Annotated in this window: 12 protein-coding genes and 5 tRNA genes; 15 read left to right on the forward strand and 2 right to left on the reverse strand. The window is 39.7% G+C overall.

Features of this window, described 5'->3' with window-relative positions; translation table 11 throughout:
• Nucleotides 1–60: 60 nt before the first annotated feature.
• Entirely contained in the window at nt 61–1,314 is a 1,254-nt protein-coding gene (locus B2W36_RS00700) for an efflux RND transporter periplasmic adaptor subunit (RefSeq protein ID WP_293879652.1), read from the reverse strand.
• A 633-nt stretch (nt 1,315–1,947) separates the two neighbouring features.
• Here B2W36_RS00700 and B2W36_RS00705 point away from each other — a divergent pair.
• The 4 genes from B2W36_RS00705 to B2W36_RS00720 all read left to right on the forward strand — a co-directional run bounded on the left by B2W36_RS00705 (nt 1,948) and on the right by B2W36_RS00720 (nt 6,690).
• Complete coding sequence (locus B2W36_RS00705) at nt 1,948–3,330, forward strand: TolC family protein (protein ID WP_293886123.1); 1,383 nt, start codon at nt 1,948–1,950, stop codon at nt 3,328–3,330.
• A 32-nt stretch (nt 3,331–3,362) separates the two neighbouring features.
• Nucleotides 3,363–4,724 carry a sigma-54-dependent transcriptional regulator gene (locus B2W36_RS00710; protein ID WP_293879654.1) on the forward strand — a complete coding sequence of 454 codons (1,362 nt, stop codon included), beginning with the start codon at nt 3,363–3,365 and terminating at the stop codon, nt 4,722–4,724.
• Nucleotides 4,725–4,727: 3 nt separating this feature from the next.
• Nucleotides 4,728–6,047, forward strand: a complete 1,320-nt coding sequence (locus B2W36_RS00715) for a sensor histidine kinase (protein ID WP_293886124.1) — start codon at nt 4,728–4,730, stop codon at nt 6,045–6,047.
• A 115-nt stretch (nt 6,048–6,162) separates the two neighbouring features.
• Nucleotides 6,163–6,690 (forward strand): hypothetical protein, encoded by a 528-nt coding sequence (locus B2W36_RS00720; RefSeq protein ID WP_293886125.1) that lies wholly within the window; start codon nt 6,163–6,165, stop codon nt 6,688–6,690.
• A 181-nt stretch (nt 6,691–6,871) separates the two neighbouring features.
• Here the strand turns inward: B2W36_RS00720 and B2W36_RS00725 are convergent, their stop codons facing one another.
• Complete coding sequence (locus B2W36_RS00725; protein ID WP_293886126.1) at nt 6,872–8,035, reverse strand: BamA/TamA family outer membrane protein; 1,164 nt, start codon at nt 8,033–8,035, stop codon at nt 6,872–6,874.
• 326 nt (nt 8,036–8,361) lie between these two features.
• Here B2W36_RS00725 and B2W36_RS00730 point away from each other — a divergent pair.
• From B2W36_RS00730 to B2W36_RS00780, 11 genes are all read left to right on the forward strand, one after another.
• Nucleotides 8,362–8,434 (forward strand) — tRNA-Thr (locus tag B2W36_RS00730).
• Between the two features lie 26 nt (nt 8,435–8,460).
• Nucleotides 8,461–8,541 (forward strand) — tRNA-Tyr (locus B2W36_RS00735).
• 49 nt (nt 8,542–8,590) lie between these two features.
• Nucleotides 8,591–8,663: transfer RNA gene (locus B2W36_RS00740), tRNA-Gly, on the forward strand.
• A gap of 95 nt (nt 8,664–8,758) precedes the next feature.
• Nucleotides 8,759–8,830: transfer RNA gene (locus B2W36_RS00745), tRNA-Thr, on the forward strand.
• 70 nt (nt 8,831–8,900) lie between these two features.
• Nucleotides 8,901–10,085: an elongation factor Tu gene (gene tuf, locus B2W36_RS00750; RefSeq protein WP_075991174.1), complete on the forward strand. Its 1,185-nt coding sequence runs from the start codon at nt 8,901–8,903 to the stop codon at nt 10,083–10,085.
• Between the two features lie 163 nt (nt 10,086–10,248).
• Nucleotides 10,249–10,319 (forward strand) — tRNA-Trp (locus B2W36_RS00755).
• Between the two features lie 23 nt (nt 10,320–10,342).
• Nucleotides 10,343–10,537, forward strand: coding sequence for a preprotein translocase subunit SecE (secE, locus tag B2W36_RS00760; protein WP_028072657.1), 195 nt, complete (start codon nt 10,343–10,345; stop codon nt 10,535–10,537).
• Between the two features lie 20 nt (nt 10,538–10,557).
• Nucleotides 10,558–11,103: a transcription termination/antitermination protein NusG gene (gene nusG / locus B2W36_RS00765; protein ID WP_209582306.1), complete on the forward strand. Its 546-nt coding sequence runs from the start codon at nt 10,558–10,560 to the stop codon at nt 11,101–11,103.
• 205 nt (nt 11,104–11,308) lie between these two features.
• The gene (locus tag B2W36_RS00770) at nt 11,309–12,052 is read left to right on the forward strand and encodes a hypothetical protein (protein WP_293886127.1); all 744 of its coding nucleotides are present in this window, start codon (nt 11,309–11,311) and stop codon (nt 12,050–12,052) included.
• 146 nt (nt 12,053–12,198) lie between these two features.
• Entirely contained in the window at nt 12,199–12,552 is a 354-nt protein-coding gene (locus tag B2W36_RS00775; protein WP_293886128.1) for a hypothetical protein, read from the forward strand.
• The gene (locus tag B2W36_RS00780; RefSeq protein WP_293886129.1) at nt 12,465–13,055 is read left to right on the forward strand and encodes a hypothetical protein; all 591 of its coding nucleotides are present in this window, start codon (nt 12,465–12,467) and stop codon (nt 13,053–13,055) included. The genes B2W36_RS00775 and B2W36_RS00780 overlap by 88 nt, the downstream gene beginning before the upstream one ends.
• The last annotated feature ends 20 nt before the right edge of the window (nt 13,056–13,075 follow it).

A 13,075-nucleotide genomic window follows, 5' to 3' on the forward strand; every position in this document is an offset into this window, starting at 1 on the left:
TAATCGTATGATAAAAGGGTGTATCGGCATATTTATATTCCCGATACCCCCTTTATAATGTTACTTTTTAATATTCAGTTCTTGAACCTTATCGTAGGTCTCATAGCTCGATACAATAACTTTATCTCCCGGTTGTAGGCCTTTGATAACCTCATAATATTCGGGATTCTGTCTTCCAAGCTGGATATCTACACGATATGCTGTACCCCCATTCTTATCCAATTTGAAGATCCAGTTACCACCGGTCTGTTGATAAAATCCGCCTTTTGCCAACAGCAACGCTTTTGTTTCATCACTCAGTGCTAGACGTATTTGTAGGGTCTGACCGCGACGGATTCCTTTGGGGACATCATTGACAAATTCCATGTCAACCTGGAACCGACCATTGGTAACTTGTGTATAGACTTTCTTAATACGAAGTTTGTAGGTTTTGTCACCGATAGAAAACTCTCCCTGTAAATCAGGGAAAATTCGGTTGATATAGTGTTCATCAATATCCGCGCGAACTTTAAACCCTGTTAAAACGTCGATTTGTCCCAATCGTTCACCTGCATTTTTGTTTTGTCCAATTTCTGCATCGAAGGAAGTCAGCTGTCCGTCAACGGGTGCTCTAACAATTAAGTCGCCTATTTTCCTTTTCATCAGTTCCAAAGCACTTTGTGTACGTTGATAAGTTTGTTTATCCTGATTAGTTTTTTGTGCGTTGGAAATTTCGTCTTGTTTGAGAATCTGTTTAGTCAGGTTCACGCGCTCTTTTTGATAATTATATTCGTTCTTTGATTTTTCGAATTCCTGTGTACCGATGGCTTTTTCCGCCAGTAATTTTCTATTTAAGGTATACACACGTTCAGCCTCTCGGTAGGCCTGTTCGACATCAGCCATTTGGTTGCGGTTGTTAATGGTAGCTTGCTGAGCATTGGTCTGTGCAATCTGAGATTGTGTCAATAAATTGAGCACTTGTGTTTCTTGTTGTACCAAGGTAAGCTCCTGATCCGTATTGGATAGACGCATGATAGCATCTCCTCTTTTTAAGATAGCGCCGTCTTCTACGAATTTTTCTTCTACTCGTCCACCCACAGAAGCGTCAAGATATATACTGCTAATTGGAAGTACTGTACCGTTTATGGGGATAAATTCTTGAAAGTTACCATTTTTTATTTCGACAATAGAGATGCGGTCGGCTTCAACATTGAGTTTGCTTTTACCAGATGTAAAATAGAAACTGGCGCTGATTAATCCAACTAAGCCAGCAACCCCTACAATGGTCATGATACGTTTGCTATTCCACTTCTTCTTTTCTAAAGGTCTGTCCATAATTTAATATCAATTTGGTATGTAACTATGAAAGCTGTGCCAATAATTTAATGTGTTGATTTATAGATTTTTATTTTGTTTTGTCTAGCCTTTGGTGTTCGATAGCGGACACTTCTTGTACGAAGGCGTACAACGGTCTTTTTTTTCTGTCTATGGTGCTAACTGAAACGTTTTGAACAAAAATCAAATATAACTATAGGTTGTGTTTGATTCAGTAACATTTCATCCGACGATGTTGTTGCTGGCTTTGCTCAAGAGATGCAATATTTTCAATGGTTTATTGCGTTTTCAAACCTATTTAAGTAAAGGAAATTCCGAATCCATATTATACCATATTCGGACTTTGCTCGGTGCTTGTTCGGTACTTGTTCGGTGTTTCTTCGGTGCTTCTTCGGTTATAACCGAATAAACTCCGTGCGAGTACCGATGAATATCCGTAGAATAAACGAGTGAAGGGCGAACTTGATCTTCATCATGTTCCTATTTATATGCTTGTGGATTTTAATTGTCCAACTACGCACACCGACTGTTCATTAACGAACATTTTTCAAAAGTCACTTTTTATATCATTTTGATATTTAGTGTTTTATTTGTTTGGCATGGCGATGGTCAGCAAGAAAATAAAAAATGGATATGAAGAGAGTCTATATATATACTACATTATGCTTTTTATTGAGTTATGCAAAGACCGAGGCGCAGCAGACTGAGCAACGGCTACCAGAGAAAGTGGCGCAAACAACAACAGTAAAAAGTACTGACGATAAGCAAATTTCCAAACGGAGTTTAGCTGAATGTGTTCAGTTGGCAATAAAGGCCAATCCAACCTTATTGCAGAATGAACTCGATGTGAAGCGTGCGGAGGTGAATTTAGCCCAGGCTAAAGCAAATAGATTACCCGATGTAGATGCAAATCTGCAGCACAGCCTAACTTCTGGAAGATCTCAGGATAATTCAACCCTTCAATATATTTCATCAAACAATTCGACAGGGAATTTTTCTTTGGGCGCAAGCCTGCCTATATTTAGAGGGTTTCGCTTATTTCACGATATACGGATGCGCGCCGACGCGAAGACCGCCGGTAAATTGACTTTTGATACGCAGATTAATGCCTTAAAACTGGATGTGATTACTGCTTATATTCAAAGTTTAACTGCTCAGGATATATTGCGGCAATCGGAAATGCAGACTGAAGTAACCCGAGAACAGGTCAGACGTGCGGAGAGTATGCATAAGGAAGGTGCAATTAATCCTGGAGATTACTTTGATTTGAAAGGACAACTGGCAAATGATGTCAATACGATTGAAAATAATCGTCAGTTACTATACAGTAGCCGTGTGAAGCTTGCAGCCTTACTCAATATGGATGAAAATCAATTGGGCGAATTGGAGAATCTTGGAATAAAAGAGAGCGGACAACGACTGGACGCGAAACAGCTCTATGAAATGGCTGTTGATCAATTGCCCGATATACAGGCCCTGGATTATCGGATCAAAGTGGCGGAGCGGGATATTAAGATTGCGAAATCATTCTATTATCCATCCTTGAGTCTGAGCGCCGGTTTAGGCTCAAATTATTCTAAAGTGGGGATTCAAGGAACGTATTGGTCACAAATGCGTAATAACGTAGGAAAGTATATATCGCTCAATCTTTCTGTTCCGATTTTTAATCATCTGCAGGTTTACAATAACGTTCGTCTGGCAAAATTAGATCTACAGTCAGCTAAATTTCAAAAAGAGATTCAGCAAAATATTTTACGATCGGCAACTTCTAATGCTGTTTTCAATTTGCAAAATGCGAGTAACATGATTACACAGCTCCGTAGTCAAAATGAAAATTACGCGGAGTCTTTTCGTATTGCCAAGGTAGTTTTCGAATTGGGCAACAGTAATTCAGTGATTTTTTTGACTGCAAAAAACAAATACGATAACAGTCAGATTCAATTGCTGGTAAAACAATATGAATGGCTGCTGCAAAAATATATCAATGATTATTACGCAGGCTCGTTGAATTTATAGTTATCTTAGTATCTTCAATGAAGTCAGGAAGTATGAAAAAAGCATCTATTTTAGTCGTGGATGATGACCAGGATTTATTAACTGCGGCAAGAATCTTGCTTAAACCTAAAGTTAGTCATATTCAAGTTGAGCCCAATCCGGAGAATCTTATCGCACATCTAGATAAGAGCCCTTATGATCTGGTGCTTTTAGATATGAATTTTAAAAGTACGATTAATACTGGTAATGAGGGATTATACTGGTTGTCGCGGATCAAAGAAAAGTTTCCACAGGTACATGTTATTATGATAACCGCTTATGGAGCTGTTGATCTCGCTGTAAAATCATTGAAGCAGGGTGCTGCGGATTTTGTGGTGAAACCCTGGGAAAATGAGCAGCTGCTCGTAACAATAGAAAGCACCCTTGCCGAATCAAAAAATAGGGAAAAGAAAAGTAAAAGCTCATTGCTGAGCAGCACAAACAGTCCTGATATGATTGGTAATTCCGTTGTGATGGATGAATTGCAATACAAGTTGGAGAAAATCGCTCCTACGGATGCCAATATATTAATACTTGGTGAAAATGGAACCGGTAAAGATCTGATTGCCCAGGCCATTCAACGAAGATCTTTACGTTCAGATCGGACTTATATCAAGGTTGATGTTGGGGCATTGACAGAAACATTGTTTGAAAGTGAACTTTTTGGCTATAAAAAGGGGGCATTTACGGATGCACGAGAAGATCGGCAAGGGCGATTCGAAGCAGCAAATGGGGGAACATTGTTTCTTGATGAAATCGGCAACATATCGTTGCAACAACAGGCGAAATTGTTGACCGTATTGCAGAATAGACAAGTGACGCCGTTGGGTTCTTATCAGCCAATTTCAGTGGATATACGCTTAATCTCCGCAACAAATGTTCCGTTGAAGCAGCTTGCAGATGAAAGCCGCTTTCGAAAGGACTTAATTTATCGGATCAATACCGTGGAAATTCAGGTACCGCCCTTACGAGAGCGAGGGGGGGATATCAAGCTATTGGCCGAGCATTTTCTAGATATTTATTCAAAAAAATACAATAAACGGATTGAAGGCTTTGAGTCGGATGCGGTTAAGAAGATGTCCGCATACCATTTTCCAGGAAACGTACGCGAACTACAATACAGTATTGAGCGCGCTGTTATTATGGCCGACCAGCTTAGTATTGCTGGTAACGATCTTTTCTTCTCGCCAATTGAACAGCAAATGGAGAGCCGTATCGTTGAATCTAGCCCTGGCAGTCAAAATTTAGAAGAACTTGAACGTAAAGCGATCAAGTCAGCGATTGAGCGTTATAATGGAAATATCAGTAAAGCAGCGAAAGAATTGGGGCTAACCAGGGCCGCGCTTTATAGACGTTTGGAAAAATATGATATTTAGTCGATGCGGAACGGAAAAATTCTAAATGCGATTAAGATTGTTGTACTGCTGATAGCAGCTCTTCTGAGTGCTTATTTGTTACTAAAGCGTGAATATGTGCAGGCTGCTTTGATCTTTTGTGTCATGCTTTATTTAGGTTTTAATTTATATGCACAATATAATTTTTTAGCCCGACAATTGATTGAATTTTCTGAAGCTGTCAAATATCGTGATTTTACAAGACGTTTCCTGGTGAAAAATACCAAATCTGTGGAAGGAAAGCTTTTCCTTGCTTTTAACCAGATCAACGAAACCTATAAGGATATCAGCATCAAACAGGAAATTCAACATCAGTACCTGGATCGTGTAATCAATATGTTGAATTCTGCAATCATCTTCTATGAAAGGGATAGTGGTAAGGTGATGTGGGTCAACGATGCATTTAAACAACTATTCCATTTGCCGCATCTTGGAAATATCTCCGGACTAAAGAAAAAAAACAGCGATTTATATGAAAAGACTATGTTGCTTGAAAATGGACAGCAACAAATGGAATCCGTTCAGTCGAGTAAAGGGAAAATCAAATTATTGATCCAAAGCTCAAGTTTTGAGGCCCAGGATGCTGTATTTAGGATTGTTGTCTACCAAAACATCAACGAAGCAATCGATGAAACAGAGACAAAGGCCTGGCATAAATTGTTGCGTGTGCTAACGCATGAAATCATGAATTCCATTGCACCTATCAGTTCACTTGCCGAAACCCTAAATGGCCGTTTGGATCACTTTAAGGGATATGAGGATATAGATGATCTAAAAATTGGTATTTCCACCATTAAACGCCGCAGTGAAGGGTTACTGCATTTTGCAAAAAGTTATCGTATGATCAATAAAGTGGATCAACCTCAACTTGCACCGATTCAGATTGCACAGCTGTTTGAGCATATTTATCAATTGCTTGAGCCTACATTGATCCAGAAAAATATTGACGTCGACATCATCCTAAAAAATACGCGACTCATGCTGTCTGCGGATGTCAACTTGATTGAGCAGGTTATCATCAACTTAATGTTGAATGCTATCGATGCGGTTAAGCATAGGGAAGACGCTTATATCAGTTTATCTGCCCTGGAGGTTGATGGTAAGGTGCAGGTCCGAATTGAAGATAACGGCGCGGGAATTCCTGCTGATCTTCAGGAGCAAATCTTTACCCCGTTTTTTACAACGAAGAAAACGGGGACAGGTGTAGGTTTGACTTTAAGTAAGCAGATTATGCTGTTGCATAAGGGAACCATTTTTCTGAACAGCATCGAAGGGCAGGGGAGTGTTTTTGTACTCCAGTTTTAGTACTTTTTATCTGGCGCCAAAATTCTTTTTTGGGTTGAGCAGTCCTGCCGATTGTCCAAATAAACCGTGATGTTCCATGTGAAAAATCATAAAATTTAGCGATGTTTGCAGCGAAATGAACTACCGGCTTAAGTATTGGCGGCATTATTTTGTATCCCATAGTCGCCATGGGACCCATTCTCCTTTTGTGTATAAATTGGTTGATGAAGTGATCTATCGGAAAGAACTTATTGACAACCTGTCAGCATTCCCTGCCCCAATACGAAAAGCAAAGAAAGTGGAGCAGAAGAAATATGCATTGGTCAATAGGTTATTAAAAGCATTTATCTACGATCAATTTAGTTATTGGGCCCATGAGCCTCAGGAGAGTTACGCAAATCTCCTACAGCAGCAATGTGGGCATTATGCCTATCGACATATCTATTATATTGATCGCGACAATCTTGAACTGAATTTTTTGAACGATATTCGGGACCGCGATATGTTAATTATAAACGAACCTCATCAGTCGGAGAGCAGGGAGGCCTACTGGGATAAGATCAAAAAAGATGATCGGGTTTTGGTGACGATTGATTTGTACCGGATGGGTTTGGTTTTCTTTCGGAAAGAACAGCGCAAGGAGAATTTTATGATAAGATTCTAATCTACTTTTGTACCGCTTATCTGGCAACCTGTTGGACTATGTTCATTGTATCCTTTTTGGGCCTAAACTAATGTTTCTAAACTGATGAGATTGGAGGGTAGAGCGGATAGGAACAGGTGTGTGGTCCAATAATAATAAAAAAGAGCATCTATAATTTCTAAGTTATCGATGCTCTTTTTTATTAAAAAGCTTCACTTAAGGATAGATAGAATCCCGATTGTCGCTTTTCTCCAGGTCGTTGTTCGCCAAAGGAATAATCGAAGCGAATACTGCTGTTGTGTTCGAGACTAAAGAAGTAACGTAAGCCACCGCCATAGCTTGCAACATATCGACTACTATTTGCTTTAGAGAAGGTAGATCCTATGCCTGAAAAACCAACGATACCAAAGCGTGGATGAAAGCGATAACGCAGTTCAGCCTGTGAAGCCAGGTAATTTTTATCGCGATAACGTCCGAGGTAATAACCGCGCATCATCATGTCTCCACCGAGCTCGCGGTAGTTGTAAAATGGGATGGTTTTACCAAATGTGGAACGAAAGATTCCCTGTAAGGCCAGCGTGACTTGGTTGTGCAGCGGAATAAAGCCGCGGAGATCCACATCGAGGTTTGCCCCCGTAAAATCAGTACGTGTCCATAGCTTGGGCGCATAGGCAAGGCGCAACTTAGCATAATAGCCCGTTGTGGTATAAGAAACATTGTCCCTGTTGTCAAACAATTGCGATAGCCCTAGGAGTAATTGTTGTCCGCCAGTTTTTCCAATAAGGTCGGACTGATTGAAAATGCGATCGGCTGTATCGCTACGAATGGTAAAGTTGTCGTATTGAATATTGAGACCCGAGTAAAGGTTATTGCTGATTTTCTTTTCAGCTTCCAGTTTGATGCGCAATAATTTTTGATCGATGCGCTCTTCATTTGCTTTCCAGGTGTCCATACCCACACCATAATAGTTAAAGGGCCAGTTTCGGTAACGTATTTCACTGATTAAATGGTAGTCGTTATTTTTGGTCCATAGATCTGTCTGCAGTTTGAAGTTCGATTGGCTGTTGGATGTGAAAGTTCCCATGACCATGACCGTTGAGGTCCGTATTTTGGGGTCAGATTTGTCCAGATAAAAATTATAGGTGCTGGCTAGGCCATATTCGACACCTGTTTCCTGTGCATAACCAATCGCCGGCAACACCATAAAACTGCCGGAACGCGTGGAGTCTCTTTCGGAAGAAAGAAATTTTTTACTCAATTTTTGAATAATATTTTGAGCCTTCAATTCAACTGATCCCATCAAAAGCACCGTGACAAGTGTCGAGTATGGGATAAGTTTAGAAAGTGATTGCGGTAAAATTTGCATGCCCAAAGATAGTATATTAGGTAAATAACCAAAACAGGCAAATAAGCATATAAAAATTATTGTGCTGCATATCAGTATCATTGACCAAAAGTGTGGTTTTTTTTTGATAAATATTTTTGTAAAGTGAGTTTTGTGTCTATCTTTGCATCAGCAAACAAGGGAACAACGGTTCAAAACAACGAAAGTTTGCTTAGTTCTTTAAATGAAAAAAAATAAAAAATAAACTTGCAGAAATCAAAAGTAAATTCGATATTTGCACTCGCTGAAAAGGTAGAAATGCTTGGTCAGACGTTGATAGAATGTAAGTTTTAAAAAAGATATTAGAAGCCTCTTTAGCTCAGCTGGTAGAGCAACTGACTTGTAATCAGTAGGTCATTGGTTCGATTCCGATAAGAGGCTCTAAATGTAACGCGAGTTACAGGTCTGGAGGGGTTCCAGAGCGGTCAAATGGGACGGACTGTAAATCCGTTGCTTCGGCTTCGAAGGTTCGAATCCTTCTCCCTCCACACTTTTTTTTAATTAGATGATTAGATTATTCTAATTTCTGATTGTTAAGCGGAAGTAGCTCAGTTGGTAGAGCGATAGCCTTCCAAGCTATAGGTCGCGAGTTCGAACCTCGTCTTCCGCTCAAATTTTTCAAGTATTAAATTTAGTCTCTATCTTCTTTGATAATAATGTATCTAAAGGTGGGGGCATTAATACGTAAATAAGGTTTTTTAGTAAGCCGAAGTAGCTCAGGGGTAGAGCACTTCCTTGGTAAGGAAGAGGTCGTGGGTTCAAATCCCATCTTTGGCTCGTACTTGTAAAAGTTAAGCAAGAGTATATAACAAATAGAAATAATTTATAATTACTAATTCGCATAAACATGGCAAAAGAGAAATTTGACCGTAGTAAACCACACTTAAACATTGGTACTATCGGTCACGTTGACCACGGTAAAACTACAACTACAGCTGCTATCACTAAAGTATTGGCTGATAAAGGTTTGTCAGAAGCTCGTTCATTTGATTCAATTGACTCTGCTCCTGAAGAAAAAGAGCGTGGTATCACAATCAATACTGCACACGTAGAATATTCTACAGCTAACCGTCACTATGCACACGTTGACTGTCCAGGTCACGCTGACTACGTTAAGAACATGGTAACTGGTGCTGCTCAAATGGACGGTGCTATCATCGTAGTTGCTGCGACTGATGGTCCTATGCCTCAAACTCGTGAGCACATCTTGTTGGCTCGCCAAGTAGGTGTTCCTGCGTTAGTAGTATTCATGAACAAAACTGACTTAGTTGATGATCCTGAGTTGTTAGACTTAGTTGAAATGGAAGTTCGTGAGTTATTATCATTCTACGAATTCCCTGGTGATGATATCCCTGTAATCAAAGGTTCTGCTTTAGGTGCATTGAATGGTGAGCCTGAGTGGGTTGAGAAAATCATGGAATTAATGGATGCTGTTGATAACTACATTCCAATTCCTCCACGTTTGACTGACTTACCTTTCTTGATGCCAGTAGAGGACGTATTCTCGATCACAGGTCGTGGTACAGTTGCTACAGGTCGTATCGAAAGAGGTGTAATCAACTCTGGTGATCCAGTTGAGATCTTAGGTATGGGTGCTGAGAACTTGAAATCTACAGTAACAGGTGTTGAGATGTTCCGTAAAATCTTAGATTACGGTGAGGCTGGTGATAACGTAGGTTTATTGTTACGTGGTATTGAGAAAACTGATATCAAACGTGGTATGGTTATCTGTAAACCAGGTTCAGTAACTCCTCACGATCATTTCAAAGCAGAGGTTTACGTATTGTCAAAAGCTGAAGGTGGTCGTCACACACCATTCTTCAACAAATACCGTCCTCAATTCTATTTCCGTACAACTGACGTAACTGGAGAAATCTCTTTACCAGAAGGTACTGAAATGGTTATGCCAGGTGATAACGTTACAATCAGCGTGAAATTAATTTCTGCGATTGCAATGGAAAAAGGTCTACGTTTCGCTATCCGTGAAGGTGGTCGTACAGTAGGTGCTGGTCAGGTAACTGAAATTATCTAGTCTTAAATAAGGATCTAGAATCACATAGAATAAGCTAATCGACTCAGGTTGATTAGCTTATTTTTTCGATAAGCGATTTATCGGATTAGAATAAAAAAAAGTGAAAAAAGATTTGCAGAAAGTGGTTTAAAACACTATATTTGCATCACAAAATAAGAAATACACGGGCATAGTTTAAAGGTAGAACGAAGGTCTCCAAAACCTTTGGTCTGGGTTCGAGTCCTGGTGCCCGTGCTTATAAAAACAGATAAACTAAAATGGCAAAAGTACTTGATTTTTTTAAAGACTCTTATGTAGAGATCACTGAGAAAGTGACTTGGCCTACATGGTCTCAGTTACAAAGTTCAGCTGTTATTGTGCTTGTTGCTTCTCTTCTTATTGCATTGGTAGTCTTTGTAATGGATAAAGCTTCAAGTGTAGGGTTAGAATTCTTGTACGGTATTGCTTCTTAATTTTTCAATCGTATTTATTTATGGCAGATCAAGGTTTAAAGTGGTACGTAGTTCGTGCTGTAAGTGGTAAAGAAAAGAAAGTAAAGCAATATATTGATGCCGAGGTTAGCCGTTTAGGTATTGAACACCTGATTCCTCAAGTGTTGATTCCAATGGAGAAATACTATTTAATGCGCGATGGTAAGAAAGTTGCTAAAGAACGTAACTACTATCCTGGTTATGTTTTGTTAGAAGCTGCACTTGATGGTGAGTTAGAGCACGTCATTAAAAATATCAATAGCGTAATTGGTTTCTTGGGAGATAAAGCTGGTAATGCTGTCCCTTTACGCCAAGCAGAGGTAAATCGTATCCTAGGTAAGGTTGATGAAATGGCAGAGCAAGGTGAAACCATTAATGTTCCTTACTACGTGGGTGAAACAGTCAAAGTGAATGATGGTCCTTTCAATGGATTTACTGGAGAGATCGAAGAAGTTCACGAGGATAAAAAGAAATTAATCGTGATGGTGAAAGTATTCGGTCGTAAGACGCCACTTGAACTAAACTACATGCAAGTAGAAAAAGAGTAAAATTAGTAATTAACGATAGAGAAAAGCTTTTCATGAAAATTGGAAGGCTTTTTTTATTTTTTCCTCTTCTATGTTATCTCGGACTGATGACTGCTCCATCAGCACCGTTCTTTGTAAAGAAAATGTTAAAAGCGGTATCTGTTTTTTTTTGTAAATTGAACTGCCGGTCATATGTTCCCAGAACCTTTTATAAAAATTATGAACTATGAAACCAACAAAAAGTCAAATTTTTTGTAGAGAGGCACAACGTTCAAAGATGCTTTTCGAATCACAGAAAAAGGCCGAAAACTTTATGCAATACAATAACAAAGAAATCTTGAGCGAGTCAGGCTATGCTCCCGTAAGATCTTATCATTGTATCGCATGTGATGGTTGGCATCTGACGAGTAGACGCGAGGATCTTAACCTGCCTAGCAAAACGGAATTGGTACTGGAAGCCTACAAAGAAGTGACGGATGGGAAAGATAAGGCAAAAGAACTTCGTACCACTGGACGGAAAGAAAAGGAATCTCCATTAGCGGAGGCTCTTCAGAGTCTGCGAAAGAAAATTGAGCTGATAGGACGTTCGTTAAAGAATAAAGGAAGTAAAACTATAATAACCAAATTAGTAGAAGAAGCTTCTAAGACCTTGAAGAACCTTGAGGTTACAGCCCATCTCGAAAAATCGAAGCGAGAACTTGAAGTTCGCTTAGGGAGACTTGAATCCCGAGCCACGTTATTGCCAGATGACGAGGAGGCTGGCATCCTTACACAGGTCCGCGTGATAGAACGTTTATTAGATAATGAAAGCAATCACATATTAATACGTAATCTGATTTATGAAGCTTTTAAGGCATTGCGGAAAATTGATGATGGCGTGCTGCAGCAGTATTCAAAGATGGCGCTTGAAGAAGTGCTAAAGAACCTTGCGTTCCGTTGTGATCACTTGGGTAATAATACGTCTGAGTAATACGGACGCTTTGTACAGAGAGTATCTCATCTAGGGATTTCGTCCGAAAACCAGTCGATTTCATCGATTACTTTTTTCATTTTTGGCTAAGTAGGTTAGATTGGTGAAAAACTTTTGAAGCAAGTTTTAACCTAATTTGTTAGCCTATGCTAAAGAGCCAAAAAGATAGACCTTATTATATCGAATGGCAAGATGGAAAATGTCATGCAGTAGCATTTGCTTATGATGATTTTGCTTATGATCTCTTTTTTGGGCGTGATAATACCATTGGACTTACAGATGATCACGAAGGTAAGCTGCTGAGTCAGTACTATTTTTACGATTCATTCTTTGTGGAGCTTATTCAGGTGGATTGTATTATACCTTTGCGTTTTAATCTTTATGTACCGCAACGATTTCTCTATTATTTTTTATGCTGGAGGGGGAGTGCAGCTATGGTGGTATCAGCGAGGACGATCCCATATACAGTTTTACCGACATCTTTCAGGTCGGTTGTTTAGCTTCAGGGAAATACGAAGTAGTCTGTCAGCCTGGGACCAATGTCGGGTTGATTTTGATTGTGGATATGGAGTGGCTGTTGCGTATCACTGTGTCCTATAGACATATCCAGCAAGTATTGGAAAGGTACAACGCCAGCAATATCCGGCCCGAATTGCTATGCCAGCTGGAGGTCGATAAGCATGTCAAGCGCTGGTTGCGTAAGATCTATATGTATTCTAAGCGAAATATGGGGGCGATAGATGGCAATCTGCGGAAATACGTCAGTTACATACTCGAACATTATGATAGTCTTTTGGGGCAGCAATTGGATCTCGCCGAACAGGTGAAGCTTTATCTGGATGAGGAATTTCTCAACAAGGATCTATCCATGGGATATCTAGCTTCGCGTTTCTATACCACGAAGCGTACCCTTTACAATCATTTTCGCCGTCGCTATCGGATGACGATACCAGTCTACTATACGAATTTAAGAATGGCCTATGCGCTCCAGCTAATGGACTAACAGGCGTTAAGGGTTAAAGA

The organism is Sphingobacterium sp. UBA3549 (assembly GCF_002376635.1).
GTDB lineage: Bacteria > Bacteroidota > Bacteroidia > Sphingobacteriales > Sphingobacteriaceae > Sphingobacterium.

Bases quoted from the DNA above. Each gene is read 5' to 3' on its own strand.
- tuf (WP_075991174.1), top strand. From the start codon at position 8,901: ATGGCAAAAGAGAAATTTGACCGTAGTAAACCACACTTAAACATTGGT.
- B2W36_RS00725 (WP_293886126.1), bottom strand. From the start codon at position 8,035: ATGCAAATTTTACCGCAATCACTTTCTAAACTTATCCCATACTCGACA.
- B2W36_RS00775 (WP_293886128.1), top strand. From the start codon at position 12,199: ATGCTAAAGAGCCAAAAAGATAGACCTTATTATATCGAATGGCAAGAT.
- B2W36_RS00715 (WP_293886124.1), top strand. From the start codon at position 4,728: ATGCGGAACGGAAAAATTCTAAATGCGATTAAGATTGTTGTACTGCTG.
- B2W36_RS00720 (WP_293886125.1), top strand. From the start codon at position 6,163: ATGAACTACCGGCTTAAGTATTGGCGGCATTATTTTGTATCCCATAGT.
- B2W36_RS00700 (WP_293879652.1), bottom strand. From the start codon at position 1,314: ATGGACAGACCTTTAGAAAAGAAGAAGTGGAATAGCAAACGTATCATG.
- nusG (WP_209582306.1), top strand. From the start codon at position 10,558: ATGGCAGATCAAGGTTTAAAGTGGTACGTAGTTCGTGCTGTAAGTGGT.
- secE (WP_028072657.1), top strand. From the start codon at position 10,343: ATGGCAAAAGTACTTGATTTTTTTAAAGACTCTTATGTAGAGATCACT.
- B2W36_RS00770 (WP_293886127.1), top strand. From the start codon at position 11,309: ATGAAACCAACAAAAAGTCAAATTTTTTGTAGAGAGGCACAACGTTCA.
- B2W36_RS00705 (WP_293886123.1), top strand. From the start codon at position 1,948: ATGAAGAGAGTCTATATATATACTACATTATGCTTTTTATTGAGTTAT.
- B2W36_RS00780 (WP_293886129.1), top strand. From the start codon at position 12,465: ATGCTGGAGGGGGAGTGCAGCTATGGTGGTATCAGCGAGGACGATCCC.
- B2W36_RS00710 (WP_293879654.1), top strand. From the start codon at position 3,363: ATGAAAAAAGCATCTATTTTAGTCGTGGATGATGACCAGGATTTATTA.